Raw genomic sequence first — 26,316 nt, forward strand, 5'->3', positions numbered from 1 at the left:
TCCGCATCGAGCGCCAGGGCCGTGTAGGACTAGTCCTCTAGCAGGCCGAGCAGTGCCGTCTGCTTCTTGGGTGGGAGGCGGCGGTAGCGGGCGAGTAGGGCTAGTTCGTCTTGGCTTTCAGCGGTCTTGGGCGACGGCGGTGCGGACTTGCGTGGCTTGCTACTAGCTGCGCCCGCCTTCCCGCCCGCAATAAGCCAGTCCAGCGTTACGTTGTCGCGCGCGAAGATCCTCAGAAAGATCTCTAGGTTGGCCAGGCTGGGCTCGGAGCGACCCGTTTCCCACTTGGAGATAGTCGCGCCCGTGACATCGAGCTCGATGCCCAGCTTTTCCTGTGACCAACCCCGTGCTTCTCGAACGGCGCGGAGCCTTGAGGCGAAAGTGTCCATGCGCCAAGTCTGACCAAAATGGTCAGGCATGTGCTATCCGAAGCGTTGACACGAGTCTATCCGATTGAGATAGTCAGTGCGGACCCAATTGTCTGCACCCATCGGAGTAAAAGGATGTCCCACGCCGATATTTCCCCCAGCATGCGCATCACCCGCTACCTGCAGCCGGGGGAGCCGTTCTCTTTGAAGAGCGCCCAGCGCCTGGCCGAGCACCTGCAGGTCCCGCTGCCGTACCTGTTCGCCGATGGCGACCTGCTCGCGGAAGCCATCCTCGGCTTCGGTCTGCTTACGAAGCGGCAGCAGCGCATCGTGGTGCGCTTGATCCAGCAACTGTTGTTCGCGACGGGGCAGTAGAAAGGGGCCGAGCTGTACTACTGGATGGACGCCGTGCCGGGATTCATTGCCATCCCGGTCGGCGCCTTCGTCGATCCAGGCTTTCCGCCGCCGCGGGTGTCGGTGTACGAGGCGCGCCGGCATCCATGGGTGCGCCTGCCTGACGACATCGAGCACTTCGACTGAGCCCAGAAAAGCAAAGGCCGCGTTCCCCCGACCATTTGCATGCTGCGTGTTGCCGTTTGTGGATCAGGCCTGACCGCGATGGTCGCGCGGGTGGTCGCGCCGTCCACCCAGCAGCGCATCAGCCCTCAGCGGCACGCGCCGCGGTGGTCGCCATGGTCCAGATGGGCACCGATCGCATCACGCGGCAGTTCCATCGTCTTCTTGCCCTTGTGGCAGACCACGTCCTTTCCGCCCAGGCTCGCCAGTTGCACCGGCAACAGCTCACAGGCGGACAGCGGCAGGACGAGCAGGGCGGCGAGCAGATATTTCATTCGGGATGTCTCGTGACGGGGTGATGGGCACAGGGTAGTGGCGCGCCCAGCAGCGGAGCCGTGACGCATGTCGTGGCTCGGCGTCGCAGGTTGGGAAGAACGGAGGGCGGAGTGATGTACGACGTCCGTAATCGAATTTAGCGTCCAGCGGTGGCGCACCATGATCGTTCCGTAACTCAAACCATGCTAGTTGGACGAGTCCCCTTCGCTGCCGTCAGAAGCTCATAAAGACCATGCCGCGACCGCGATCCGTCAACCTCCTGCTCGCGCTCCAGGGCGGTGGTGCCCATGGCGCTTTCACCTGGGGTGTGATCGATCGTCTGCTGGAAGAACCCGGCATCGGGATCGAGGCGATCAGCGCGACCAGCAGCGGGGCCGTGAATGCCGTAGCGATGGCTCACGGCTGGATCGAGGACGGACGGGAGGGAGCGCGCGCCCACCTCGCTCGCATGTGGCAACGCATTGGTGAGAAGGGTGCGCTGGCGTCGTGGGGCTTTGCGCCATCGGTCAGCGGCGCGTGGTTGGATGAACTCGCGCGTCACTTCACGCCCGCGCAATTCAATCCGCTGGGCCTGAATCCCCTGGCCGACTTGCTCGACGAATTGATCGACTTCGATCGCCTGCGTGCGATGCGGCCGTTCCGGCTTCACCTGGCGGCCACGCGCGTGCGTGACGGTGCGCTGGTCCTGTTCGGCGGCGATCAGGTGACACGCGATGCGGTCCTCGCATCGACATGCCTGCCGCAACTGTTCCATGCCGTGGAGATTGAGGGTGAAGCCTATTGGGATGGCGGCTATGCCGGAAATCCTGCGCTGGCGCCGCTCTTCTATGAAGCGCGGGCCCCTGATCTTCTGTGCATCCTGGTGCAACCGCTGCAGCGGCCGCGCCTGCCGGTCAGCCCACGCGAGATCGAAGCACGGGCCATGGACTTCGCATTCTCGGCCACCTTTTTGCGCGAACTGGAAGCCCTGGCGAAAAACCAGCGGCTGATCAGGGGAAAGCTGACATCGACCGCGCTGGGGAGGCGTCTTCAGTCGCTGCGACTGCATCTGATCGAGCCCGGCGGCTCACTCGCCGATGCCGGTGTGAATGCGCAGCTCGATACGCGCCCGGCGATGCTGCGGGCGCTGTGTTCACTAGGGCGGGCACGCGCCGACGAATGGCTGATTGCGCATGGTTCGGCGCTCGGACACCGTGCAACCTATTCAATCCCCGCTAACTAAGCACGGGCTTGCAGGCTCCGCAGAATTGTAGGGTGGGCTCTGGCCTAAAGGGATCGGCCCTTGTTCCTCGCTCGCCTGCCGCGCGCTCTGTCGAAGGCGACGATCCGCCGCTATCGCCACTCGCGTTCAATGCGCTAGCTGGTTCGTTTTTTGGCAACCATGTGTTCGCAATAAACGTCAGTCGAGTCGCGAGCGCTTTGCTAAAAACGCTGGCGCCGCCGCGGGTAACGCGGCATTGCCAAGGACACCTGCGATGAAAGTCGACCTGCTGTTTCCGCTAACGGGTATCTGCATCTCAGCCGCGGGCTTGCTCATCCTGAGGGTTGCTGGAGTGGGCCACCACGGAATGCAATTTGCCGTGATCAGCCTTGCCTGGTACGCAGCCGGGCTGGCAGCCATCAAGGCAGCCATCAAGAGGGAACCCGAGTCGTAAGCTGGCTATAGCTAACCCCACTAGAGATTCAGGAGGTATCGCATGCGAACCATCAGCAACCAGGCCTACAGCGGAGCGCTGGGGGGCCTAATCGTTGTCGGCGCTATCGCGATACGCCAATCCTTCACTCTTGGAGTCATTTGCTTTGGCGTCGGAACGGCATTGTCGCTTGTGAAGCTCTATCAAGCCGTCATCGTTGCCAAGAAAAAGTAGTCGAAGGCGATTGCGACCACGTGCCAAGGACGGTCGCCGGGTAAGCGAAGCACACCCGGGGTGGGTCCTGGGGCGCAATTGAAGCTGATGCCCGTATCCTCAGGGCTCCTTCGGAATCCTTGGTCCGCCATGAAGCCAACCGAATCCCGATCCGCACACCACTCCAGCTGGGCCATAAGCGGCTTGCTGTCATTGGCCCTGGCCGCGTGCGTGCCGGCGCAGATGCGCATTCCCGATGGTTTCGCCGGGCAGGCCGATAGCTACGAGGTGAGCGGGCATTCGCCGCGGCGCTTCAACGAGCCGGTGCGTTTCGGTCCCTATAGCGCGCTCGAAATGCGCGAGGGCAGTACGTTCGCCTGGGCGATTCCGCTCGGCGTGGCGGACCTGGGTCGGCGTTCCCGTCCGTTCGCGTTCACCCTGGTGGCGCGCGAGCAGGCGCCGGTCGAAGTGCAGTGCCGCGCCCGTACCTGGACGTTCGGTGGCGACAGCGATCACGGCGTCGAGCTGGACCTGACCGCGTTGGCGGGGCCGATGCTGGCCTGTGGACTGCGCTTCGATGACGGGGCGGCGCTGCCTCTGGAGCTCGCGCGCGACGGCACAGGCTTCCACGGCCGCATGGATTCGCCGTGGGGCGTATACACGCTGCGCAGCCTGCATGGCTTCGAAGGGTCCAGCATCTCCTCGTCGGTGGCGAACGGCTTCGAAGTGGCGCGCGGGCAGCGGCCGGTGGCGCTTGTCGATCGACTCAATGCCGGGCGCGTGCATTTCGACCGTGGGTTGCCCGCCGACGAGCGCGTGTACCTGGCCGCCGCCGCCGCGGCCCTGCTGATGCTGGACGAGGAAGTGGAGCTCTGAGTCGCGAAGCATCGAGCGTTGCGTCTCCACGACTCAAGCTCGTGCTCCTTGCGGCAGAATCCACGGCATGGATATCGAGGGCGTCCAGCGCCTGTGCGCGTCGTTCCCCGGTGCGGTCGCACACCTGCGGCCGCCGCCGATGAACATCCTGGTCTACAACCTGGGCGAAAAGACCTTCGCCTATTTCAAGACCAGTGAGCCCGAGCGTTGGCGCTTCAGCATCCGTGTCACGCCGGATCGGTTCCTCGAACTGACCGACATGCCCGGCGTCAAACCCGCCCGCTTCATGGCGCGATTCCACTGGGTCACCATCGTGGATGTCAGGCGGATGCCGGAGGCTTACCTGACGGAGCTGGTGACGTGGTCCTACCGGCGCGCCCTGGGCTCATTGAGCCGCAAGCGCCAGCGGGAACTGGCCGGCGACATGGCGGGTCTGGAGCCGATCGGGCGGCTGCCGCGTCGTTGAGCCCGGCGACGAGGACGAAGCGGACGCGGCGCGTTTCGTCGCCGTATTCGCGGCTTGGTCGGGTGCCCGGGCGGGTTCGTCGCAGGCCGGTTGCCCGGGGGCTCCGAGGATCGCAACGTGTACCGGTCCATCCCGTGCGGCTTCCCCCGGCCGCGGAGAACCCCCGATGAAGACGCTGCTCGCGATCGTTGCCTGGTGCCTGCTCTTCGTCCTGTGCTGGCCGCTCGCCTTGCTGGCCCTGGTGCTGTGGCCGGTGATCTGGCTGCTTGCCCTGCCGTTCCGCCTGGTCGGCATCACGTTCTCGGCAGTGTTCGCGTTCCTGCAGGCGCTGCTGTTGCTTCCTGCCCGCCTTCTGGGCAGACGTCCCGGGCAGCACGCGCATCGCGCGGCGGCATGACTGTCCTTGTGGACGTCCCATCGGCTGGCGTGCATCGGGGTTCGCGACTGGGACACGGCGCCTTCTACGGCGACTACCGCGAGCAGCGCAATGTCGGCGCTCTCGCGCTGGCGGAAATGCGCCCGACGGTGCCCGAGCACGACGTCCACACGCACACCCACGACGACGCCCACTTCCTGCTCCTGCTTGATGGCATGTACCTGAGCACGGCGCGCGGCATGCCCGAGGTGTGCACGACGCGGGCGCTCGTGCTCAACCCGCCGGGGACGACGCATCGCGATTGTTTTCGCGGACTCGACGGGCGCTTCTTCACGCTCTCCATTCCCGCCGGTGCATGGCGCGCATCGACCGAATATCGAAAGTTGACGCAGGACGCGATGCTCTTGCCCGCGACCGCATTGGTGCTGGCCACGCGGCTATGGCACGAGTTGCGCAACTGGGACGGCGCATCGCCGCTGGCCGTCGAGGCCGGCCTGCAGCTTCTGCTGGATGCCGCCGCGCAACAGAGTCCGTGCGAACGCGACGGCCCGATGTGGCTCGAACGCGCGCGCGAGCAACTCCACGACGAGTGGCGCCGCACGCCCGACCTAGCGGAGCTGGCGGATACCGCCGGCGTGCATCCGGTGTATCTCGCACGCGCATTCCGCCGGCGCTATGGCTGCTCGCCGGGCGAGTACCTGCGCCGCTGCCGCATGGAGCGCGCGATCGCCTTGCTGCACGACCGCAGCAAAGCGCTGGCGGACATCGCAGCGACTTGCGGCTTCGTCGACCAGAGCCACTTCACGCATGCGTTCCGGCGCCAGCATCGCTGTACGCCCGCGCAATATCGCGCGCTGGGCTGACGCGCCAGCAGCAGGTTCAGAACATACAAGGCACGGCGCGATGCGCCTGCTACGGTTCGCGCATTCCCGATCGGAGCTTGTCATGTGCATCAAAACGGTTGTGTTCGCGGCGTGTCTGTTGGCAGCGCCGCTGGTGGCAACGGCCGCCACCGAGGCGCCATTCGACAACGTGACCCGCACAGTGGCCGCGGGTGAGTTCAAGCAGATCACCAGCGTCCTGGTCGCCCGTGATGGCAAGCTCGTCTACGAGCACTACTTCGACGACGGCGGTGCGGAAGCGCGCCGCAACACCCGTTCGGCCACCAAGACCGTCGCCGGGATGCTGGTGGGGCTGGCCATCGCCGATGGCAAGCTGCCGAACGCGCAGGTTCCGTTGCTGCCGTACCTGCACTACAACAAGCCCATCGAGAACGACGATCCGCGCAAGGCGAAGATCACGTTCGAAGATGTCATGACCATGTCCTCACTGCTGGAATGCCACGACGAGAACGAATACTCGCGCGGCAACGAAGAACGCATGTACCTGGTCGAGGACTGGGTGAAGTTCTACGTCGACCTGCCGATCCAGGGCTTTCCCGCGTGGATGCCGACACCGGAGAAGTCGCCGTATGGGCGCAATTTCCGCTACTGCACGGCGGGCGTGACCACGCTCGGCGCCGCGTTGCAGGGCGCGACCGGCGAACGCCTCGATGCCTACGCACAGCGTCGTTTGTTCACGCCGTTGGGCATCGACAAACCGGAATGGCAGTTCTCCCCGCTGGGCTTGCCGCAGGCGGGTGGTGGCCTGGGCCTGCGCAGCCGCGACCTGCTCGCCCTGGGCCAGCTGTACCTCGACGGCGGCAAGCACGACGGCAAGACGCTGGTGCCAAGCGCCTGGGTGCAGGCCTCGACCACCGCGCACGCCCACGTCGACGACGGCGTCGAGTACGGCTACCTGTGGTGGCTGATGCAGTTCCCGGTAGGCGACAAGGTCTGGAAGTCGTTCGCGATGAACGGCAGCGGCGGAAACTCCGTGCAGGTCTTTCCCGCCGAACGCGTGGTCGTGGTGATCACCACTACCAACTACAACGTGCAGCAGCCGCATCGGATCACGGCGAAGCTGCTGATGGAGCAGATTCTGCCGGGCATCCGATAGCAGCCCGGCATCGGGTCCGAACCATCGCTGGGTTGGTGGAGCCAACCCAGCCTACGGCCTTGGATATTTCGCGTCGCGCCAGATCAAAGGCGCCACGCAGCTAGCAACCGCTGCGGGTAGCTGCTTCAAGCTGCTTTGCGGCTTCACGTGCCGCTGCGGCACCCTGCGCACCTGGCGACGCGACGCTGATGTGCCCCCGGTAGTCGAACTTCAGGTTGACGACGTCGTCCTTGAATTTGATCGCACCCTTCGCGTCTGCGAAGTCCCCCGTGCCGCCCACGACCGCGTGTTCGCAGCGTCCGTGGATCTCCTCAGCGAACGTGTCGTCCGTGTACTTCCCGGTGAAGGTATAGGTCGTCTCGAATGTTCCGCAGGTCGTGCCATTGAGGCAGCCGACGAAGAGCTCGGTCCCTTGCTCGATGTACGTGCCGCTCGGGTTGAACTTGGATGCGGAGACGTAGGTGTACCAGCAGCCGTCCAGGCTCCCGGACAGATCGATCGGCGGGTAATCCCCCAGGTTGGCAGGTGGACTCCCGGCTGGCGGTTGACACGAGACGTTGAAGACGCCGATTCCGGATACCTGCGTGGTTCCCGCACTCGCGGGCATCAACAGGACCGCAAACACCGTTGCCGTCAGGGCAGTCGAGAGTGTCGTGGCTCGCAGCCGGTCAGGGACGTGCCGGGAGGCGCGGACAGGGTTCGTCGTAAACACGGGTCTTCTCCCTTGACAGTTCGCATGACTGTCGTGATGTCGGCCCCCTCGGGACGGCGGCCTCGTCTGAACGGAGGCCTGCCGTGCCCGCCCTTCTACGCGGACTGCGAAAGCTTCGATATGGCCCGGATGGGGGCTGGCCCGCACGGTCGCCTTCCAGCCGGGGCGCCAGGTGCTGCAGCCGATGCAATGGAGTTGCATGAGCGCCGCGGAAAAAAGCCCAGGCGAAGCGGGGCGGCGACGATCGCGTGCACAAACGCCAAGCGCAAGTTCTGCACCGTCGATCAGGTGCGGAATCGAACCGCCGCGCCGGCGTCGCCCTCGACATGGAGTGCTGGTACGTACGCCATGCTCAACACGAATCCGGACTTCGACCAGCTGCACCAGCGCTACCAGACTTGATGAAGCCTTCAGATTTCTCTGCACTCCAGTGCCACTTCGCACTGCGACCCAGTGTTCCAGCCGGTTCAGGAATTCATCGCCATCACAGTGTCCGGTGCCTTCGGATTCCTGCGTAATTTCAGTCATCGCTTCGCGTAATCGAATCGATCTGGCAGTCGGATAGACAGCATCCACAGCAAGGACTGCCGGCCATGTGCCAAGGACCACCTCAATGGAGGAGACGCTATGTCAACGGTTGCCCTGTCAACGATCGCAATCACCGCACACGCTGGCCGAGCCGGGCCGGGCCGCGCGCGTCTTCGGGCGTGGTGCGGGGTGTTGGCGGTCTGCCTGCTGCTGTGTTCTTCCGCGGCGTTCGCCGCCCCGGCCAGGACCCGCGTGGTCGCCTGGGGCGGTGAGGTAGGCAACACGGCGCTCGATATCCCTTATTCGCTGGACGACGCGGTCGCCATTTCAGTGCCGTACGTGCTGCGTGCCAATGGCGAGGTGATCGAGATCGGCACCATGCCGCCGGTGGTACGGGCGCGGAACGCCAAGGCCATTGCCGCGTCCTTGAGCTGCCTGCTGATCCTGCGCCGCAATGGCACGGTGACTGCCCGCGGCGACGACCCCACCTGCGAGGCCTCGGTGCCGGCGGATCTTTCAGGCGTAGTGGCAATCGCCGCCGGCGCCAACTTTGGCCTGGCGCTCACCTCCGATGGGCACGTCGTGGCCTGGGGCGACAACACGTCCGGACAGACCGATGTGCCGACGGGATTGAGCAACGTCATGGCGATCGCGGCCGGCCGCAGCCACGCACTCGCGCTGCGATCCGACGGTACGGTGGTGGCGTGGGGCGGCAACATCGACGGCGAGCTCGACATTCCCCCCGGGCTGGCGGACGTGGTCGCCATCGACGTCGGCAACGCTTACAACCTGGCGCTGAAATCCGACGGCACGGTGGTGGCGTGGGGCGACATTTTCGACAACCCGCGCCCGGTGCCGCTGGACCTGCCTCCGGCGCGAGCGCTGGGTGCAGGCGACTGGCGCCAGGCCGCGGCCGTTCTGACCGACGGCACGATCCGCGAATGGGGGTTCCAGGAAGGCAAGGCCCTGCCGCCCGGGCTGGGCAATGTGATGAAGCTGTCGATGGGCTTCGCCGTCAACTTCGCGCTGGTGTCAGGTGCGATCACACCGGGCGAAGCGGTTGCCGACATGCGCGTCGACCTGAATTCGCTGGTGGCGATCGAGGACGCGAACCGCAGCTCACTCAATGGCTACCTGGATCTGACGGCATGGGCCATGGGCGCCCATCGCACTCCGCTGGCGTGCACGGCGATGCGATCGTTCGCCGAGCTGGCCGCTGCTCCCGACGTCATTATTTATCCGGACCGTGTGATCTATCTCGTAGCGCAGACGCGCGACGTCCTTCACATGATGGGTTGCGGGCATTGGCGCGGCATTTGAGGGAGCGAAGGTAAAGACAGGAAACGGGGTCAGAGTGCTGGTCCTTCCAGGAACCTGCTCTGGCCCCGCTGTTTGTTCTCACGATTGACACCGACGCCATAAATGCGAATGATTCGCATCCTAAACTCCCCGTCCAGGTGTCCCGATGCGCGCGCGGTGCCTTACTGCAGCCTGCCTGCTGTCCCTCTTCGCATTTTCCGGCGCCGCCCAGGCCGACGAAAACTACTTCGGCTACTCCTACGGCTCGGAAACCCTGCCGGCCGGCCGCAACGAGGCTTACCTCTGGTGGACCCAGCGCACCGGCAAGGGCGCAGGCGACTACCGCGCCAACGACGTCCAGCTGGAATACGAGCACGGCTGGACCGACACGTTCCAGACCTCGTTCTACCTGACCGGCCGCACCTACGACTACTCCGGCGGCGCGATCGTCGATGAGGAAACGGGCGAAGCCAAAACCCTGGATCGCAACCTCGACTTCGACGGCGTGAAGGCGTCGATGAAGTGGAGCCTGCGCAGCCCCGAGCGCAACGGTTACGGCCTCGCGCTGTACCTCGAGCCCGAATACCTGACGCAGCACCGTCCCGATGGCGAGCGCTTCAAGGAAGTCGGCATCGAGAGCAAGCTGATCCTGCAGAAGAACTTCCTCGACGGCCAGGTCGTCACGGTCTACAACCTCACCCTCGAACCCGAGTGGGAGCAGGAAGACGGCGCGTGGGAGTCGGAGCTGTACGTCGAAAACAGCGCGGGTGCGTCCTACCGTTTCGCGTCGAACTGGTTCGCCGGCGTCGAAACGCGCCTGGACATGGCCTATCCCGAATACGGCTCGCGCGAGTTCTGGGCCTGGTACGTCGGTCCGACCCTGCACTACGGCGGCCAGAAGTACTGGGCCACGTTGACGTGGATGCCGCAGATCAAGGGCGGCCCCACGGACGCCGAGCGCTCCGACCGCTTGCACCTGGAAGAGCGCGAACGCAACGAAGTGCGCCTGAAGGCCGGCATCAATTTCTGATCCGCATCCAGTGAGGCCATGACAATGCGCCGCGACTTCCACGTGCAATGGCTGCTCTCTGCCGCCACCGTGCTCGTCGCGGCGCCGGCAATGGCGACGACGTACTTCACCGTTGAACAGGCGCAGCAGAAGCTGCTTCCAGGACAGGCGCTGACGCCGGTCGCGATCACGCTGACGCCGGCGCAGGCCAAGGCCGTGCAGAAGGCCAGCGGATTGCGTGTTCGCGAACCGAAGCTGCAGGTATGGCGCGCGGCCAACGGCGCCTGGTTCTATGTCGACCAGGTGCTGGGCAAGCACGAGATGATCACCTACGCGCTGGCGCTGGACGCCAGCGGTGCCGTGGCCGGGCTGGAAATCCTCGACTACCGCGAAACCTACGGCGGCGAGGTGCGCAATCCCAAGTGGCGTGCGCAGTTCACCGGCAAGAAATTCGGCGCGCCGCTCAAGCTCGATGTCGATATCGTCAACCTGTCCGGCGCCACGATCTCGAGCGCGCACGTCACCGAAGGCGTGCGTCGCCTGCTGGCAACGCATCAGCTAGTCGTCGCGGGGAAATAGCGGCCGTGGGCGCGAACGACGCGTGCGGTGTGGTTGCCACGCAACGCGTCCGGCCATTGCTCGGCACGTTCGTCGCGATCCGCATCGATGCCTGCGACGGCGACCCGGAAGCGTCCTTCGCCGCCGCGTTCGCACGCATCGAGGCCGTGCATCGCGCGATGAGTTTCCACGACGCCACGTCGGAACTCGCGCGCCTCAACCGCGAGGCGGCCCTCTCGCCGCAACGCGTCGGTGCCGATCTGTGGCGCGTGCTGTGTGCGAGCCTTGCATTGGCGCGTGCGAGCGATGGTTGTTTCGATCCCACCGTCGCGGCGCGCCTGGTGCACTCCGGGCACCTGCCCCGACCCGACGCACCGTCGCCCGACCCGGACGCCACCTGGCGCGACATCGAGCTGCTTCCACATCAAAGCGCGCGCTTCCGCCGCCCGGTATGGCTCGACTTTGGCGGCATCGCCAAGGGCCATGCGGTTGATCGTGCCGTCGCCGTGCTGCGCCAGCACGGGGTGCACTCGGGTGTCGTCAATGCGGGCGGCGATCTGCGCGTCTTCGGTGCGGCCCAGGAAGCCGTACACGTACGCGACCCGCGCGATCCCGCGCGCTCGCTCCCGCTGCTGCAGGTGCGCGAGGGAGCCGTCGCGACGAGCGCCGGTTACTTCAGCACCCGCCACGGCCGCAGCGCGCTGGTCGACCCGCGGAGCAACGGCACGCTTGGCCACGGCATGTCGGCCAGCGTCTGCGCACCGCGCGCGCTGTGGGCCGATGCGCTGACCAAGGTCGTGCTGGTCGACCCAGACGGCGCGCTCCCTCTGTTGCGACGCCTGCGCGCGCATGCCGCGCTGATTGACTCCACCGGCCACGTGCGGACACTGTCGTGATGAAACACCACGGACACGAACGCCTGCGCCTGCCTGCATGGGTACGCGCCTGGGTCTATGTCGTCGGCCCGCTGTGCGCGCTCAGCGGTGCCGCCTGGTTGCTGCTGCACCACTTCGTTCGTCACGAAGGTCAGTTCGGTCCGGAACCCTCACCTTTCGAGCACCCGAGCCTGGTCATGCACGGCGTGTGCGGACTCCTGCTGCTGTGGGTGCTTGGCCTGGTGTGGTTTCCGCACGTGCGCCGCGGTTGGAGCAGGCCCCGACACCGCTGGGTAGGCGGCACCATGGCCGCGCTGATGCTGTGGCTCGCCGTGAGCGCGGCCGGACTCTATTACCTGGGCGATGAGCAGTGGCGCGGCTGGGTGAGCCTCGCGCATTGGTCGCTGGGCCTGTTCGCCGCGTTCTGGCTGCCGTTCCACATCTGGGTCGGGCGTCGGAAGGCGAGAGGCGGATAAGAGATGCGCATCGATGCCGGGGCCGTCGCTGGCCTATGGCCGCTGGTTCTGACGTAGCATGCGGGCGACGCGCATCGACGCGTCGCATGCCTGGGGGGGCAGCCATGAATATCCGTCTGCACGGCGCCGTGCTGTTGATGGCGCTGGCGCTCAGCGCCTGTGGCGCCAAGATCGTCAAGAACGCACCACCACCGCCGACGGACCGGATCGTGGCCGAAGCCAGTTCGCCGCATCTGCAGGCGCAGTTGACCTGGGTGCTGGTGTCGGAAAGCCCCGGCTCGTGGGCTGAGGAAGCGGTGTGGGACGAATACCTCGTCCGCGTGCGCAACATCTCGTCGCTGCCGGTCGAAATCAGCGGCGTGGTTGTGGAGGACTCGAGTGGTCAGGTGGCGACGACGATGGATTCGCGCAGCGCCTTGATCAAGGCGTCGAAACAAACGGCGAAGCGCTACAAGGAGCAGGGCGTTGCGGTCTACACCGGCCTGGGTGGTGCAGGCATGACCGCGCTGGGCATGGGCTCGACGGTCGCGGGCCTCGCCTACGGCAGCACTTTGAGCCTGGGCATCATGGGCGGCGCGAGTTCGAGTTCCGCGGCGTTGGGTACCGCGGCCGGACTGATGGTGACCGGCCCCGTGCTGGGTACCGTCGGCGTCGTGCGCGCGGTGCGCGCCCACAAGATGGACAAGCGCATCCGCGCCCGGCACACGCCGCTGCCGGTCACGCTCGCGCCGGGCGAGGAGAAGATGCTGGATCTTTTCTACCCGATCATGCCGTCGCCGAACACCGTGGCGATCACCTATCGCCAGGCCGGCGCGGAGAACCGCATCGACATCGATACCCGCCAGGCCTTGTTGGGCCTGCACCTGCCTCCCGCCAAGCCTGCGGGCGGTCAGACCCCGGCGACTGCATCGGGAGCACAAGGCCCGGGACGGTAGCCCGCGCGTACTCGCTCCACTGGAGGGCATGCGTCCCGCTTGCTCCGGGGTTGCGCCCGACTGACCTCGGAGCGAGGGGCGATTCGTTCGCAAAACTGCAACTTCATGTTCGTGTCTTGCCTTGAACGATGAGTTCTTCTGTCAGTTGGCTTTTGGGGCGCAGCGTCAGGAACGGTCGGATCGCCGGTGCGTACTGGCCCTGCAAAACCAGGTCAACAAGGAGGCATCATGGATAAGATGAAGTTGAGCACCGCAATTCTTGCCTTGGCTGCGATGTACCCGATGTTCGCGACGGCAGATTCGGTGATTTTCAACGGAACCAGGTACACCTGCACCCATACGTGCAGTGTCACGGTTTCGAATGGCAATTACACCGTGCGGGACTGCTGCGGTGGGCGGGTGAGGTTCCAGTTGCAGTAACCGCCGGTCTTCAACCGGGCGTTCGAGTCTTCCCGAACGCTCTTACTTTGTGGATCACCGCAAACAAGGACGACATAGTGAACAAGCTATTACTTATGCTGGCCATTGGCAGCGCACTTGCTTGCGCAGGCTGCAACAAAGGGCTGACAGAAGATCGAGGCGCGACCGCAGCGACGGAAGCACCCGCCGAAATGAAAGATGTTCTGGCCGAGGTCCAGGCAACAAACTCGGTCGTAGTCACCGTGCCAGCTCAGGCTCCAGCGGCTGGCAACACGGCCGCGCCACAGCCGCGATTCCCGGCCCTGTTGAGCTCGGAACGGACCCTTATGGAAAGCGACAGTCTGTCCGCTGCCAAGGTCACCCAGATCATCAAGACGGATAAGTTCGATAAGTTCGTGGACCGGCTGAAGTCTGACGCGGCCGCAGATCCGCTGGCTCAGGATCTCACCCTCGCGGAACGCAAGCGGTGGGAGGGCAAGTTGGGCGACAAGGCGTCCCTTGGAGAGTTTGCATGTGGCCTGAGTGTTTGCGCAGGCACCATCGGCTTGGGGGGCAACACGGCGTTCTACGATGGAATCGTTGATGACTTCCTGCAGAACGGCCCCCAAGGTGGGAGCCTGCTGGATTATCGCGTCGACTTGGGCAATGGCAGCTACGAACAGCGCTTCGTGATGTCCCTCGATCCAACCGTGCGTGGCGTTACGTTCAATGGACAGGCGCCTGGGGCCAAGTAAGCGCTGGAAGGTGCGAATCGCTGTGAGGTGAACCATGAAGCTGGTAGGTGTCGCATTCTTTCTATCAAGCGGCTTCTTCGCTCTGATGTCGATTATTGGATATGCCGCTGGATGGAGCCAGAACGTTGTTGCCATCGCAATCTCATCTTTAGTGTTGGTGTTCTAGGGATGGCTGCGGGGGTGTTTTTGCGCGTCGGACCAAGTTGTTGTAAGTGCACGAGTGAAATAGGTCCGCTGTGACACCAGAGCCCCGCCAAGTGCGGGGCTTTTTTCGAGGGACATCTGATCAGGGGGAAGGGGGCAGGTGTATTTGTCCAGGCAGACCCCTATTGGACTTTCGCACCCCGGCCGCGCCGAATCGAGGCGTAAGATCGCCAGGACCGCTCCGGCATGAGGTCCCCGTATGGCCGACGTCTTCGTTTCCTACGCCCGCAGCGACAAAGGGCGCGTCGCGCCGCTGGTCGCCGCGATCGAGGCGCAGGGCTGGTCGGTCTGGTGGGACCCGGACATCGCCACCGGTCAGGACTTCGACCGCCAGATCGCCACCGAGCTCAAGCTCGCCAAGTCGGTACTGGTGGTCTGGACCCCGAAGTCGGTTGAATCGCGCTGGGTACGCGGCGAGGCGCGTGAGGCGGCCGAGCGCGGCATCCTCGTGCCGGTGCGCTTCGAGCAGGCCAGCCTGCCCATCGACGTGCGCACCTTCCATACCACCGACCTGGATGGGGTGGCAGGCGATGCCCACAGTCCGCAGCTGCAGGAAGTGCTGCGCGCGCTGGAGACGATGATCGCCGGCAGCGGCGCTGCCGCGGCGGCGCCGCGCGCGAACGCGGTGGCGGCGAGCCCTTCCATCCCACGCGCGCATGCGCGCGTTTCCATCTGCGTCCTGCCGTTCGTCAACATGAGCGGCGACGCGGAGCAGGAATATTTCAGTGATGGCATCACCGAGGACATCATCACCGACCTGAGCAAGGTGTCGGCGCTGGCGGTGACTTCGCGCAATAGTGCCTTCGTGTTCAAGGGCAAGCCGGTCGACGTGCCGAAGGTTGTGCGCGAGCTCAACGTCAGTCATGTACTGGAAGGCAGCGTGCGCAAGGCCGGCGGCCGCGTGCGCATCACCGCCCAGCTGGTGGACGGCACGAGCAACGACCATGTCTGGGCCGAGCGCTACGACCGCGACCTCAACGACATCTTCGCGTTGCAGGACGAGATCTCCCAGGCGATCGTCAATGCGCTGAAGCTCAAGCTGTTGCCCGAAGAGAAGAAGGCGATCGAGCAGCGCGGCACCGTCAATGTCGAGGCGTACAACCTCTACCTGATGGCACGCCAGCTCTACGTCACCGGCCATGAAGGCGACTCGCGCCGGGCCGAAGCGATCATCCGCCTGTGCGTCCGCGCTACCGAATTCGACCCCGGCTACGCACGCGCATGGGCGCTGATGGCCTTCGGGCAGATGACCTCGCGCTTCGTACTGGGACGCGGCGGCGAAGACGGCCTGGCCGCGGCCGAGCGCGCGCTGGTGCTGGATCCCAGCCTGGCCGAGGCGCATGCGGTGAAAGCCAGGATCCTCGGGGAAACCGACCGCCGGGACGAGGCGGCGGCCGAGATCGATATTGCCCTGGAGCTCGATCCGGAGTCCTACGAAGTCAACCGCTGGGCCGGGTACCTGAGCTACCGGGAGAACCGCTTCGACGACGCCGTCCGCTACTTCGAGAAGTCGACGGCGCTGATGGACTCGGATCTGAATTCGGCCGCCATGCTGGTCAGCTGCTATCACACCGTTGGCAATGCCCAGGGCACACAGCGCGCGGCGCGACTGACCCTGGCGCGCTCGGAGAAAGTACTGACGCAGGATCCGAACAACGGCACGGTACTGGGCTACAGCGGCTACGCGAATGCCGCGCTGGGCGAGGCCGAGCGCGCCAAGGAGCGGATGAACCGCGCGCTGCTGATCGATCCGGACAACTGGAACATGCGCTACAACTTCTCCTGCGTGCTGATCATCTTCCTGCACGAGCTGGAGGCGGCCCTTGACCTGCTCGCCCCGGTGTTCGAAAAGGCGACGGTCGGCATCCTCAACTACGCCAAGGTCGATCCCGACCTGACCGCCCTCCACGAGCACCCGCGCTTCCAGGCCATGATCGCCGCGGCCGAAGCGCGCCTTGCGGCGGAGTAGTAGCGGGCAAGCTGTCGCGCCATCCGCCTGGTGTCGCGCGTAGGTCGCAATAACCGGGACGCTGCCGGCAAACAGAGCGCCTGTCGCGGATCAGAAGAAATCTTCCATCCAGCGCACCAGGTGCGAACGCTTGCGCGCGGGGATCCTGCGGAAGGCCATCAGCAGCCGGTCTTCCAGTTCGTCCAGTGCGAGCCCGGAACCACTCACGGCCGGCACGTCCTGTTCGCCGGAGGTGACCGATCCGCGGCCGGTGGAAAGCCATTCGAATGCCGTGCCGCAGAGCGCGGCGATCTTGATCAGGTGATCGACGGTGGGCGACGTGCCCTCCGGTAGTTCCCATTGTGCGACCGCGCTCGGTCCCACGCCGATGCGCCGGGCGAGCTCGGCCTGGGTCAGCTGCGCGATGCGCCGCGCATGGCGGATGCGGATGGACAGGGGGGCAGAGACATCGGGCGTGCGGCCCCGGCGTTGTTGCCATTCCATGTTCGCCCTCCTTGGAGCACCCCGCCGCAAGCAGCGCTACTGAGTCATCAGCGGGATTGAGCGCAATTGCTCAGTCCTGCTGTGTTCTACGCAATCCCGCAAGGCGCGCGGCCATGTGCTATCCGTGCACAGTGGCGCTGACAACGTTCGCGCAGCCGTCATTGACCTGTGCGCGGGAGCCGCTGCGTAGTCCTCAATGCGTCCGCCTGTTCGACCCGTCCGCGGCGCATTCATCACGACGAGGAGAATCAGACCATGCAACAGGAAGTCATCAGGAAATCCGATGCCGCCCATCTCAGGATCGTGGTGGCGGAAGGCAAGGTCACCCTGGAGGACCTGCACGCCGCGCTGGAACGCGCCATCAAGGAAGTGGTGAAGGGCGGTTGCAACTGCGGCCTGACCGGGTTCGATCTGAGCTTCGTGCGCGGCGATCCGCACCTGGGCGGGCTCGCGGAGCTGACGAAAATTCCGAACATCCAGGGTGGAGTGTTCACCAGGGGCTGATCGATGTCGTGTGTCCTTCCAGGAGTCGATGCAGGGCCGGCGTGTGGGACCGGAGCACAGCGCGACAGGCTGGCGTTGGGTGTGTCCTACGAAGGTCGCGACCCGCGCTTGCTTGAACGCATGCTTCCCCTGGTCGACTACCTGGAGGTGACGCTGGAGACGATGGCGGAACTGAAGGGCGATCGCTTGTCGCTCGACAAGGACGTGATGTGCGAACTGAAGAACATCGGGTCGGCCGCGAAGATCATCGTGCATGGCGTCAGCCTGTCGATCGGCTCTCACGAAGGGTGGTCGGCGTCGTACTTCCGCTTGCTGGACGACTTCCTCGACCAGGTCCCGGTGACCTGGCACAGCGAGCATCTGGGCTATACCAAGGTCGACGGGCAACACCTGGGAATCATGCTCGCGCTGCCGAGGACGGAAGAGGCGCTGGAGCTGGTATGCGATCGTGTCCTGGCTATGCAGGAACGCTATCCACTGCCTTTCCTGCTCGAACATATCGTCCACGTCGTTCCCGATGCGCCGGGCGACTATTCGCCCGCCGGGTTCCTCAATGCGATCGGCTGGCGTACCGGCTGCGGGCTGATCCTGGATCCGCACAACCTCGAATGCGATGCCCACAACCACGACCTGGACATCACAGGCTTCCTGCAGGAGCTCGATATCGGTCTCGTGCGTGAGATGCACCTGGCCGGTGGAGTGGAGCACAACGGCATCCGGCTCGACGTGCATTCCAGGCTGACCTGCGACTCGACCGTGGAGATCGCGCGCCGCGTACTGGCCCGGGCGGAAGCGCGCCCGGACGTGGCGGTGTACGAGTTCATGCCGGAAGCGGTGCCGTTGCTGGGTCACGATGCGATCGTCGGCGAACTGGCCCGCTTGCGGCTCGCGCTGAACGGATAGCGCCATGGACCTGGCGACGCATGAGCGCAGGCTGCTGGCGCTAGTTCGCGACAATCGTCCGTTGGAGGCGAACGACGACCCGTATTTCAAGCGCGTCGCTTGCTCGCCCTACCTGCAGGAAGCACGCCGGAACGTGTTCCTGTGGCGCGTCTACGTGCTCGAACGCACGTGCCCGCTGACGTTCGTCCTGCTCAGGCAACGCGGACTGCTCGCTGATGCGGTTAGCGGTTTCATCGCGCGGCACAACATTTCGCCGTTCCGCGAAACCCAGGCGCCAGCGTTCCTGGCTGCCTTGGCCACGCATCGCGATGGACTGGTGGCGCTGGTGGCGCAGTTCGAACGCGCGCTGCTGCTGGTCCGCGACGGCGACGCGCGAACCCATGCGTTCGACTGGCCAGTCGAGCCGACGCCGGTGCTGCATCGCCTCGCGCGTGGCGAGGCCATCGGCGAGCCCACGCCAGGGGCTTACCGCATCACTATTTCGGGGGAGCTTCCCAAACGCTTCGAAATCCGTGCCTTGGCGTAGGCCGGCGCGCTACCCGGCCGTCGCAAGGCGTGCCTGACTGCGAGGACAATTGATCCGCGATTCGCAGCGGCATAGAACGGTCCAGGGCACTAGTGCATGCAGGCGGGTTTTCACCAGGTCACACTGCGCGGAGACGCGAGCAGCCCAATGAGCCAGTTCCTGCGGTTTCCCAGCGCAGTGGAGCGAGAGCCATCCATCGAGGCCTGGATGCGTGGGCATGCCAGCGGGTTGGGGGAGATCGCCCGGTACTGGTTCGCTGTCATGCGGGCCTGTGGAGACGACGTCAGGGAGCTGTTGCATGACGGTCATCCAACGGCGTGTGTCGGAGATGCCGCATTCGGTTACGTCAATGCGTTCAGGGATCACGTGAACGTAGGATTCTTTCGTGGTGCCGAACTTCCCGATGCAAGCGGCTTTCTGGAAGGTACGGGCAGGTTCATGCGGCACGTCAAGCTCAGGCCCGGCCAGAAGATCGATGATGCGGCCTTGAGAGAGCTCGTCCACATTGCCTACGCCGATATGAAACGACGGCTCAAAGCAGAGTAGATAAAAAAACGGCGGGGCCAGAGCCCCGCCGTTCCGTAACTCAGCAACGAGTTATTGCTTGGTCGGCTTGGTCGGAATATTGACCTTGTCGATGCCGTGGAGGACGCCATTGCTCGAACCGATGTCGGGCGAGGTGACCATCGCACCGTCGATGCTGACCTTGTTGTCGGTCAGCTTGATCGGCGCCGATTGGCCATTGACGGTCCTGGCCGCTTCCCACTTGCCGACATCAGCCACCATCTTGTGGCCGGTGACGACGTGGTAGTTCAGCAGGGAAGCAAGTTCTTCCTTGTTCTCCGGCTTGAACAGAGTTTCCAGGCGGCCGGCCGGCAGCTTGTCGAACGCGGCGTCGGTCGGGGCGAAGATGGTGAACGGTCCTGCGCCGCGCAGGGTCTCGCCCAGGCCGGCGCGTTCGATGGCCTTGCCAAAGGTCTTGAACGAGCCGTTGGCGGCGGCGGTGTCGAGGAGGTTCTTGCTGTTCGGGATGGTGCTCGGGGTGCTCATGGTGTTCATGGAATGCGTACCTTTTGGGTGTGATTCGCGGATTGCGAAATCGAAAAACGGCCGAAGCCGTGGTCCCTGCGGAAAGCGGGGACGCGGGGCTCAGTGCGGAGAAGGAGGGGAAAGTGCAGCGCGGCTGAGTGGCCGTTACGACATTGCGTCGTAGTGCCAGCGCACAGTGCGCCCGCGACTGTTACTTATTCGTTATCTGACATGCGATTGCCGAAACCAGTCATCTCGCATGCATTCGCCTGCGGCGATCTGGCCGCGCTTTTCAGGCCTTCTTTAGTGCTTTCCAAGATCGCGCGTGCGGAAGCCCAAGGACAACATCACGGCTCCATAGACAACCGCTCCACCAACGACGATCCCGGCTAGCCACAAGATCTTCACTGCCGCGCTCGCCACAAGAAAATCCGGGCCCTGCTGCCTCATTGCAATTATGAAAGCCGCCATGAGCGCGTTCGCGATCACGCTCCTGGTGACAAATCGCGCCCAGTCGGGTTGTGGGTCGTAGATTCTGGAACGACGAAGAAAATGCCAGAGCAGGCATAGATTCATGTAACTCGAAAGCGCGCTCGCTATTCCAAGCGCGATATGCATGCCCGGCCTGTGAGCCATCGCTTCCATGAAGCCATGGCCAGCGCGCTGATCCGCAGCAAACCCTATCGCGTAAAGCGCCCATAGCAGCAATACATTGAGGAGCATATTGGCCACCAACGCCACTATGCCAGCACGCGCCGGAGTCGCAGTGTCCTGGCGCGCATAGAACGCCGGCAGCAGCGTTTTCACCAGTGCGAAAGCCGGCAATCCAAAGCTCAGGCCGAATACCGAGATCGCCGTCATGCATGTGTCGTGCGCCGTGAACTTGCCGTGCTGGAATACTGTCGCGACCAAGGGTGTCGACAGCAGCATGAGGCCAGTCGCTGCGGGCAATATGATGATCAACGTCGCTCGCAACCCCCAGTCCAGCGATCTGGAGAAGGCGGCGCGATCGGTATTGATGTGATGGCGGGAGAGGGCAGGCAGGATGACCGTGCCCAGGGCAATTCCGAATACACCGAGGGGCAATTCCAGGAATCGATCGGCCTGTGAGAGCCACGTCTGCGATCCGTGTACCAGGCGTGTCGCCACGAAGGTGTCGAAAAGCAAATTCAGTTGCGCGACCGAAGAACCCAGCAGCGTGGGCAGCATCAGTTTCGCCACTTTGCGCACATCGGGGTGATTCCATCCCCACTTCGGCAATGCCAACAAGTCCAATGACGCAATTTGCGGCAGCAGAAACAGCAATTGCAGAATGCCGGCGACCAGGATCGCCCAGCCCATCGCCATGACTGGCGGATGGAAGTGTCGTGAACCCCGCAGGGCGCCAGCGATCATGCACAGGTTGAGGATCACCGGCGTCAATGCCGGCAAGCCGAAGCGGTGGAAGCTGTTCAGCGCGCCGCTCGCCAACGCAGTAAGCGACACGAACAGCAGGAAGGGGAAGGTCACCCTCAGCAGTTGAGCTATCAAACTCAACTCACCGGGTTCCGAATTCGCGCCATCACTGAACATGGTCGCGATCTGCGGTGAAAACAGCATGCCGAGCGCGGTGATCAGCAACAAAACTGCGCCTAGAGTCCCAGCGGTTCGGGATACCAGGTTTTTCAGGTCAGCGTGCGGGCGTGTCTCTTTAACTTCCGTGAGTATCGGAATAAAGGCCGTGGAGAATGATCCTTCCGCAAACAGGCGCCGCATGAAGTTGGGGATGCGAAATGCCACCCAGAAGGCGTCGGTCATCCAATTGGCGCCAAATGCGTGACTGAAGGAAACATCACGAACCAGCCCGAAGACCCGGCTGAGCAGAGTCATCACGCTGAAAGAAAGAATGCCGCGCAACATGCCGGGGCCCGTGTTGGGCGGAGCTTGCTCATTCATGGATCGATTCAATGTCCGTTCCGATGGACACGCCAGAAGGGGCGCGACGCTACAACGCAGCGACCTCAAGTTCGGATCGTCAGGTTGAGCGCACGGCTACAAAGCTAGCCCACCCAGAGGGTATCGCTTGGCGAAGTTCACGAACGCCGCGTTGCGCCCTGACGAACCAGTGCTCGACGCTGTCGCGAACAAGCGGCTTCGCCTCTCTCCTTGATCCGCTGCGTCGGCCAGGCGATTGCGGTGCGCCGCGTGCCGATCAGTGCCGGCGCTTCTCGTACCAAAGCGCCAACCGGTCGCGTGAGCGCAGCATGGCGCGGCCGTGCCGCAGAAAGTGCCAGATCAGGCGTCCGTGTTCGCCCGGGCTGAAGGTGTGCAGCTTGCGGCTGGAGGTATGCACCGCATTGCGCAGCAGCACGAACCGGCCGACGCGGGCCAGGGCGCGGCTCATCACGATGTCTTCGGCGGCGAACCAGCGCTCGTCGTAGCCGCCGGTGGCCTCGAAGGCGGCACGCGTGCAGAACTGGAAGCAACCTGGTGCGATGCGCGCGAGGCGAAGCGCAGCCACGGCTGCGGCCGCCGCGAGGCGTTCGTGCCACGCCAGCGGACCATGCAGCCGCACGGTGCAGCCACCGCCGACCGCGCCCGCATCCAGCGCCTGCAAGGCGGCGCGAAGGAGCTCGGCATCGACCTGCGTATCCGCATCGACAAAGAACAATCGCTGGCCGCGCGCGGCACGCGCGCCGGCGTTGCGGGTGGCCGCAATGTGGCGGTACTCGACACGGACCACGCGCGCGCCCAGGTCGCGGGCAATCGCGGCGGTGTCGTCGCCGGAGGCGTCGTCGACCACGATGCATTCATGGGCGAGCCCCAGCGCACCGGCCGCCGCCTGGATCGACACGAGCGTGGCGCCAATGAGGCGCGCCTCGTCGTGGGCGGGAATGATGAAGGAAATCACCGCACGATCATCGCAGAACCGGGGCGAGGGCGATGGCAATGTGGCGCGACGCGACGCGGATTTGCGATAGTGTCGACGCAACGCAACCGCGCCTGACGAGACTGCAGATGGCAACCCGCAAACCGACGCTGGACAACGCCAGACTCGATCGCGTCGTAGCCGAGGCACGGCGCGATGCCGAGCAGCGCGAGCAGGGTTATCGCGAGCGGGCGCTGAAGATGTATCCGTGGGTGTGCGGGCGCTGCGGGCGCGAATTCACCCGCGCGAACCTGCGCGAGCTGACCGTGCACCACCGCAACCACGACCACGACTACAACCCGCCCGACGGCAGCAATTGGGAGTTGTTGTGCGTGTACTGCCACGACAACGAGCACTCGCGCCATATCGACCATGCCGCCGGTTCGGCGTTGTCCGCAGGGGACGCGCCGGCCGCGGCGACCGGCAATCCGTTCGCCAACCTGAAGGCGTTGCTGAAGCGCGAACGCGACGACTGATCGGCCTGGTTACGCCTGGCCGTAATACGCGAGGAACATGTCCACCGTCGCTTCCGCCACGCGGTCCTGCTGCGCGGCGCTCAGCGGTGGCTGGCCAAGCGTGATCTGCGGCCAGAACGCGAAACCCTTCACCAGGCCCTGCAGCTGCATCGAGACGAACAGCGGGTCGTCGGTCTTCAGGCGGCCGTCGGCGGCGGCGGCGCGGATCCAGGTGGTGAGGCCTTCTTCGCGGTCGCCCATGCGCGCGACCATCTCCTGCGCGCGTTCCGGCGAGTGGATGCTGGCGGCGATCGCGACGCGTGCCAGGTCGAAGAAGTTGGCGTCCTGCAGCAGGCTCAGTTTCTGCTTCACCAGTTCCAGCAGCTGCGCGCGCAACGGGCGGTCGCTGCGGTAGGCGAGGTCGAGCCCGTCCATGCTGCGCTCCCACAGCTGCTGGAGGATCTGCGCGAACAACGCCTCCTTGCTGGGGAAGTGGTTGTACACGGTGCGCTTGGACACGCCGGCGCTCGCGGCGATGCGATCCATGCTGGTGGCCTCGTACCCGGACTGGCGGAACTCGGCTACGGCGGCATCGAGGATGGCCGCGCGCTTGCGGTCGGTCAGGCGGGCGGGGGCGGGGGCGGGCAGGCTGCTCATGCGGAAAGTTTACACCGAGGGGTTTACTTTTCGCTCGAACAGAAACTACACTGTGTCGTGTACTTCCTTTGCCCCCCCAATGCGCGGTGCCCGGGCCTGTTTTCCCCGCCCGCTTCGCCTCGCCGCCCTGTCCGGAGCTGCCCCGATCATGAGTGCCTGCCTGCTGTCCGCCGCCAAGCCCCGTCCCCTCGGCCCCCATGCCGACTCGCCGCAATTCGTCGACGGCGTGTTCCGCAACCCCGTGCCCAAACCGGCCGACAGCCTGCTGAAGACGCTGGGGATCATCTGGAACGTCCTGCTCAACAAGCCAGCCGATGCGGTGCCCGCGGCTGCGCCGCCCGTACTCGCGTTGACCCGCGCGCAGTTGGAAGCCGCGCCCGACAGGAGCCTGTTCCGGCTCGGGCACTCGACGATGCTGATCAAATTGCGCGGCGGCTTCTGGATCACCGACCCGGTGTTCGCCGAGCGCGCATCGCCGGTGCAATGGATGGGGCCGAAGCGTTTCCACGCGCCGCCGATCGCGCTGGAGGACCTGCCGCCGCTGCGCGGCGTGATCCTCTCGCACGACCACTACGATCACCTCGACCGCGACACGGTGATGCAGTTGGCGCAGACCACCGACGTCTTCCTCACCCCGCTCGGCGTGGGTGACCGCCTGATCGCCTGGGGCGTGGACGCGGACAAGGTTCGGCAATTCGACTGGTGGCAGGGCACGACCGTCGATGGCGTGCAGTTCACCGCGACGCCGGCGCAGCACTTCTCCGGGCGCGGGATGTTCGACGGCAACAAGACGCTTTGGGCGTCTTGGACGATCGTGGATGCCGCTGGAGATGCGAACGCGCCGGCCGACACGCTGCGGGTGTTCTTCAGCGGCGACAGCGGCTACTTCGACGGCTTCAAGGAAATCGGCCGCCGCTTCGGCCCCTTCGACGTGACCCTGATGGAGACCGGCGCCTACGACGCGCAATGGCCATACGTGCACATGCAACCCGAGCATACGGTGCAGGCCCACCTGGACCTGCGTGGCCGCTGGCTGCTGCCGATCCACAACGGCACCTTCGACCTGGCGATGCACGCCTGGACCGAACCGTTCGAGCGCGTGTCCACGCTGAGCGCGCAGCAGGGCATCGCGCTGACCACGCCGCGCATGGGCGAACGCCTGGACCTGTCCGCGCCACATCCGGCGGCGCGATGGTGGCGCGAGTCGGATGGCGCCGCCGAACCCTCGGATGCCGCATTAGCCGGGGCCGACTGGGGACCAGAACGATGAAGCTGCGCCTGCAGGGCCTCCAGGACCACGACGGCATCCGCCGCATCACCCACGCGCTGCTGCAGGTGGATATCGGCGGCCGCATCAACTTCGACCTCGACGCGCAGCTGGTGCGCATCGAAGGACGCTACACCCTGGCCGATGCCAAGGCGGCGATCGCGCGCGGTGGCTACCAAGTGGCCTCGGTGGTGGACAGCACGCTCGTCGACGCGGTGTCGCGGCCTTCGCGGCGCGAAGTCCTCGCGTTCTGAAGGCCGGCATCGCCACCCACGCGCGGTTGCCAATGCCAACATGCAGAAGGCCCGGCGAGTGGCAACACTCGCCGGGCCTTGTCACTGCGGTTGGGCGTGGAGAGCCTCCGGCTCACCGCGCCGCACGGACAATCAAACGATGATCATCCTGCGATCATCCGGTCATCGCGCCGGTTTGATGTTGAACGCACCGACATCCACGCCCAGGTTCACACCGGCACCGGCACCCGCCAGTGCGAGCGTTACCGGTCCCTTGGTCAGCACCTGCGCCTCGCCGGACTTGACCAGACCGGCATTGGCACTGGCCTGCACATAGCGGCCCAGCGTTTCATTGATGTTGTTCACGTCGGTGAAATGGCCCTTGCCATGGTCGATGTGCCACTTACCGGCGGTCACGCCCAAGGCCTTGGCACTGACGCTCACCGGCATCGACTGGCCGTTGTCGCAGGTAATGCGGCCATTGCCGGTGGTGTGCTTGTAGACCAGCGACCAGCCTGTGAGGCTGTAGTGCAACGTGCAGTCGACTTCGCGATGGGCAGCCTGTGCCGGTGATACGCCGGTGGTAGCCAGCGCACAAGCGAGTACGGCGAGCAGCGGTAGGGATGTCCTGTTCATTGCGAACTCCTGTTGTTGAGCAGCCTCGAGTTGAAGCGGCGCCAGTCTCGATGCCGTTGACTGAACTGCATGGGTACGCAGCCGATTCCGCCGCCGCGGCTTCAGGTCGGGGCACGTGAAATCATGGTGGCGTGAAATGAAACGTGGCGCAGGGCGCAATAGAGCGCATCGCGCCACATTGCGGCCGCGCCGCTGAGATGCATGATGCAGTCGACC

34 protein-coding genes are annotated in these 26,316 nt (G+C 64.9%); 25 read left to right on the top strand and 9 right to left on the bottom strand.

What is annotated here, in order from left to right; all coding sequences use genetic code 11:
* Positions 1-29 precede the first annotated feature (29 nt).
* Entirely contained in the window at positions 30-386 is a 357-nt protein-coding gene (locus ACYVGE_RS07570; RefSeq protein WP_460728618.1) for a helix-turn-helix domain-containing protein, read from the bottom strand.
* A 114-nt stretch (positions 387-500) separates the two neighbouring features.
* Here ACYVGE_RS07570 and ACYVGE_RS07575 point away from each other — a divergent pair, with 114 nt between their 5' ends.
* Complete coding sequence (locus ACYVGE_RS07575) at positions 501-740, top strand: hypothetical protein (protein WP_460728620.1); 240 nt, start codon at positions 501-503, stop codon at positions 738-740.
* 33 nt (positions 741-773) lie between these two features.
* Positions 774-905, top strand: coding sequence for a hypothetical protein (locus ACYVGE_RS07580; RefSeq protein WP_460728622.1), 132 nt, complete (start codon positions 774-776; stop codon positions 903-905).
* A gap of 125 nt (positions 906-1,030) precedes the next feature.
* Here ACYVGE_RS07580 and ACYVGE_RS07585 read toward each other — a convergent pair whose 3' ends face one another.
* Complete coding sequence (locus ACYVGE_RS07585; RefSeq protein ID WP_460728624.1) at positions 1,031-1,216, bottom strand: hypothetical protein; 186 nt, start codon at positions 1,214-1,216, stop codon at positions 1,031-1,033.
* A gap of 233 nt (positions 1,217-1,449) precedes the next feature.
* Between ACYVGE_RS07585 and ACYVGE_RS07590 the strand changes: the two genes are divergently transcribed.
* The 8 genes from ACYVGE_RS07590 (at position 1,450) to ACYVGE_RS07625 (ending at position 6,780) form a co-directional block, all read left to right on the top strand.
* Entirely contained in the window at positions 1,450-2,439 is a 990-nt protein-coding gene (locus ACYVGE_RS07590; RefSeq protein WP_460728626.1) for a patatin-like phospholipase family protein, read from the top strand.
* 253 nt (positions 2,440-2,692) lie between these two features.
* Positions 2,693-2,872: a hypothetical protein gene (locus ACYVGE_RS07595; RefSeq protein WP_460728628.1), complete on the top strand. Its 180-nt coding sequence runs from the start codon at positions 2,693-2,695 to the stop codon at positions 2,870-2,872.
* Positions 2,873-2,914: 42 nt separating this feature from the next.
* On the top strand, positions 2,915-3,085 hold the full coding sequence (locus ACYVGE_RS07600) for a hypothetical protein (protein WP_460728630.1): 171 nt from the start codon (positions 2,915-2,917) through the stop codon (positions 3,083-3,085).
* 129 nt (positions 3,086-3,214) lie between these two features.
* Complete coding sequence (locus ACYVGE_RS07605; protein ID WP_460728632.1) at positions 3,215-3,940, top strand: hypothetical protein; 726 nt, start codon at positions 3,215-3,217, stop codon at positions 3,938-3,940.
* 67 nt (positions 3,941-4,007) lie between these two features.
* On the top strand, positions 4,008-4,406 hold the full coding sequence (locus tag ACYVGE_RS07610; protein ID WP_460728634.1) for an MmcQ/YjbR family DNA-binding protein: 399 nt from the start codon (positions 4,008-4,010) through the stop codon (positions 4,404-4,406).
* 166 nt (positions 4,407-4,572) lie between these two features.
* Positions 4,573-4,803, top strand: coding sequence for a hypothetical protein (locus ACYVGE_RS07615; RefSeq protein ID WP_460728636.1), 231 nt, complete (start codon positions 4,573-4,575; stop codon positions 4,801-4,803).
* Positions 4,800-5,645: a helix-turn-helix transcriptional regulator gene (locus tag ACYVGE_RS07620; protein ID WP_460728638.1), complete on the top strand. Its 846-nt coding sequence runs from the start codon at positions 4,800-4,802 to the stop codon at positions 5,643-5,645. Before ACYVGE_RS07615 ends, ACYVGE_RS07620 begins: the two co-directional genes overlap by 4 nt.
* 82 nt (positions 5,646-5,727) lie before the next feature.
* On the top strand, positions 5,728-6,780 hold the full coding sequence (locus tag ACYVGE_RS07625; protein WP_460728640.1) for a serine hydrolase domain-containing protein: 1,053 nt from the start codon (positions 5,728-5,730) through the stop codon (positions 6,778-6,780).
* A 100-nt stretch (positions 6,781-6,880) separates the two neighbouring features.
* On the opposite strand, the gene ACYVGE_RS07630 is transcribed toward ACYVGE_RS07625, so the two are convergent.
* The gene (locus ACYVGE_RS07630; RefSeq protein ID WP_460728642.1) at positions 6,881-7,492 is read right to left on the bottom strand and encodes a hypothetical protein; all 612 of its coding nucleotides are present in this window, start codon (positions 7,490-7,492) and stop codon (positions 6,881-6,883) included.
* 720 nt (positions 7,493-8,212) lie between these two features.
* Between ACYVGE_RS07630 and ACYVGE_RS07635 the strand changes: the two genes are divergently transcribed.
* The 8 genes from ACYVGE_RS07635 (at position 8,213) to ACYVGE_RS07670 (ending at position 16,499) form a co-directional block, all read left to right on the top strand.
* Positions 8,213-9,340, top strand: a complete 1,128-nt coding sequence (locus ACYVGE_RS07635; RefSeq protein ID WP_460728644.1) for an RCC1 domain-containing protein — start codon at positions 8,213-8,215, stop codon at positions 9,338-9,340.
* A 145-nt stretch (positions 9,341-9,485) separates the two neighbouring features.
* Positions 9,486-10,349, top strand: coding sequence for a DUF6662 family protein (locus tag ACYVGE_RS07640; protein ID WP_460728646.1), 864 nt, complete (start codon positions 9,486-9,488; stop codon positions 10,347-10,349).
* A gap of 18 nt (positions 10,350-10,367) precedes the next feature.
* Positions 10,368-10,907: an FMN-binding protein gene (locus tag ACYVGE_RS07645; RefSeq protein WP_460728649.1), complete on the top strand. Its 540-nt coding sequence runs from the start codon at positions 10,368-10,370 to the stop codon at positions 10,905-10,907.
* Positions 10,908-10,912: 5 nt separating this feature from the next.
* The gene (locus ACYVGE_RS07650; protein ID WP_460728651.1) at positions 10,913-11,782 is read left to right on the top strand and encodes an FAD:protein FMN transferase; all 870 of its coding nucleotides are present in this window, start codon (positions 10,913-10,915) and stop codon (positions 11,780-11,782) included.
* The gene (locus tag ACYVGE_RS07655) at positions 11,782-12,237 is read left to right on the top strand and encodes a hypothetical protein (protein WP_460728653.1); all 456 of its coding nucleotides are present in this window, start codon (positions 11,782-11,784) and stop codon (positions 12,235-12,237) included. Before ACYVGE_RS07650 ends, ACYVGE_RS07655 begins: the two co-directional genes overlap by 1 nt.
* Before the next feature lie 104 nt (positions 12,238-12,341).
* Positions 12,342-13,172 (top strand): hypothetical protein, encoded by an 831-nt coding sequence (locus tag ACYVGE_RS07660; RefSeq protein WP_460728655.1) that lies wholly within the window; start codon positions 12,342-12,344, stop codon positions 13,170-13,172.
* Between the two features lie 497 nt (positions 13,173-13,669).
* Positions 13,670-14,326, top strand: coding sequence for a hypothetical protein (locus ACYVGE_RS07665; RefSeq protein ID WP_460728657.1), 657 nt, complete (start codon positions 13,670-13,672; stop codon positions 14,324-14,326).
* Positions 14,327-14,729: 403 nt separating this feature from the next.
* Complete coding sequence (locus ACYVGE_RS07670) at positions 14,730-16,499, top strand: TIR domain-containing protein (RefSeq protein ID WP_460728659.1); 1,770 nt, start codon at positions 14,730-14,732, stop codon at positions 16,497-16,499.
* Between the two features lie 90 nt (positions 16,500-16,589).
* On the opposite strand, the gene ACYVGE_RS07675 is transcribed toward ACYVGE_RS07670, so the two are convergent.
* On the bottom strand, positions 16,590-16,982 hold the full coding sequence (locus ACYVGE_RS07675) for a helix-turn-helix domain-containing protein (protein WP_460728661.1): 393 nt from the start codon (positions 16,980-16,982) through the stop codon (positions 16,590-16,592).
* Between the two features lie 255 nt (positions 16,983-17,237).
* Between ACYVGE_RS07675 and ACYVGE_RS07680 the strand changes: the two genes are divergently transcribed.
* From ACYVGE_RS07680 to ACYVGE_RS07695, 4 genes are all read left to right on the top strand, one after another.
* Positions 17,238-17,486 (top strand): hypothetical protein, encoded by a 249-nt coding sequence (locus ACYVGE_RS07680; RefSeq protein ID WP_460728663.1) that lies wholly within the window; start codon positions 17,238-17,240, stop codon positions 17,484-17,486.
* A gap of 81 nt (positions 17,487-17,567) precedes the next feature.
* Positions 17,568-18,389: an MbnB/TglH/ChrH family RiPP precursor modification enzyme gene (locus ACYVGE_RS07685; RefSeq protein ID WP_460728665.1), complete on the top strand. Its 822-nt coding sequence runs from the start codon at positions 17,568-17,570 to the stop codon at positions 18,387-18,389.
* 4 nt (positions 18,390-18,393) lie between these two features.
* Positions 18,394-18,915: a hypothetical protein gene (locus tag ACYVGE_RS07690; protein ID WP_460728667.1), complete on the top strand. Its 522-nt coding sequence runs from the start codon at positions 18,394-18,396 to the stop codon at positions 18,913-18,915.
* A 147-nt stretch (positions 18,916-19,062) separates the two neighbouring features.
* Positions 19,063-19,461, top strand: a complete 399-nt coding sequence (locus ACYVGE_RS07695) for a DUF1801 domain-containing protein (protein ID WP_460728669.1) — start codon at positions 19,063-19,065, stop codon at positions 19,459-19,461.
* Positions 19,462-19,512: 51 nt separating this feature from the next.
* On the opposite strand, the gene ACYVGE_RS07700 is transcribed toward ACYVGE_RS07695, so the two are convergent.
* The 3 genes from ACYVGE_RS07700 to ACYVGE_RS07710 form a co-directional block, all read right to left on the bottom strand.
* The gene (locus ACYVGE_RS07700; RefSeq protein ID WP_460728671.1) at positions 19,513-19,974 is read right to left on the bottom strand and encodes a fasciclin domain-containing protein; all 462 of its coding nucleotides are present in this window, start codon (positions 19,972-19,974) and stop codon (positions 19,513-19,515) included.
* 273 nt (positions 19,975-20,247) lie between these two features.
* Positions 20,248-21,843 carry a murein biosynthesis integral membrane protein MurJ gene (gene murJ, locus ACYVGE_RS07705; protein ID WP_460729111.1) on the bottom strand — a complete coding sequence of 532 codons (1,596 nt, stop codon included), beginning with the start codon at positions 21,841-21,843 and terminating at the stop codon, positions 20,248-20,250.
* A 292-nt stretch (positions 21,844-22,135) separates the two neighbouring features.
* A complete protein-coding gene (locus ACYVGE_RS07710) occupies positions 22,136-22,834 on the bottom strand; it encodes a glycosyltransferase (protein WP_460728673.1) in 699 nt (232 codons plus the stop codon).
* Positions 22,835-22,941: 107 nt separating this feature from the next.
* Between ACYVGE_RS07710 and ACYVGE_RS07715 the strand changes: the two genes are divergently transcribed.
* Positions 22,942-23,328 carry a YajD family HNH nuclease gene (locus ACYVGE_RS07715; protein WP_460728674.1) on the top strand — a complete coding sequence of 129 codons (387 nt, stop codon included), beginning with the start codon at positions 22,942-22,944 and terminating at the stop codon, positions 23,326-23,328.
* A gap of 9 nt (positions 23,329-23,337) precedes the next feature.
* On the opposite strand, the gene ACYVGE_RS07720 is transcribed toward ACYVGE_RS07715, so the two are convergent.
* Complete coding sequence (locus ACYVGE_RS07720; RefSeq protein WP_460728676.1) at positions 23,338-23,964, bottom strand: TetR/AcrR family transcriptional regulator; 627 nt, start codon at positions 23,962-23,964, stop codon at positions 23,338-23,340.
* 148 nt (positions 23,965-24,112) lie between these two features.
* On the opposite strand from ACYVGE_RS07720, the gene ACYVGE_RS07725 reads away from it, so the two are divergent.
* Positions 24,113-25,234 (top strand): MBL fold metallo-hydrolase, encoded by a 1,122-nt coding sequence (locus ACYVGE_RS07725; protein WP_460728677.1) that lies wholly within the window; start codon positions 24,113-24,115, stop codon positions 25,232-25,234.
* Complete coding sequence (locus tag ACYVGE_RS07730) at positions 25,231-25,485, top strand: hypothetical protein (RefSeq protein ID WP_310055311.1); 255 nt, start codon at positions 25,231-25,233, stop codon at positions 25,483-25,485. Before ACYVGE_RS07725 ends, ACYVGE_RS07730 begins: the two co-directional genes overlap by 4 nt.
* A 162-nt stretch (positions 25,486-25,647) precedes the next feature.
* On the opposite strand, the gene ACYVGE_RS07735 is transcribed toward ACYVGE_RS07730, so the two are convergent.
* On the bottom strand, positions 25,648-26,100 hold the full coding sequence (locus ACYVGE_RS07735; protein ID WP_460728679.1) for a hypothetical protein: 453 nt from the start codon (positions 26,098-26,100) through the stop codon (positions 25,648-25,650).
* Between the last annotated feature and the right edge of the window lie 216 nt (positions 26,101-26,316).

Source organism: Lysobacter rhizosphaerae (genome assembly GCF_054779795.1).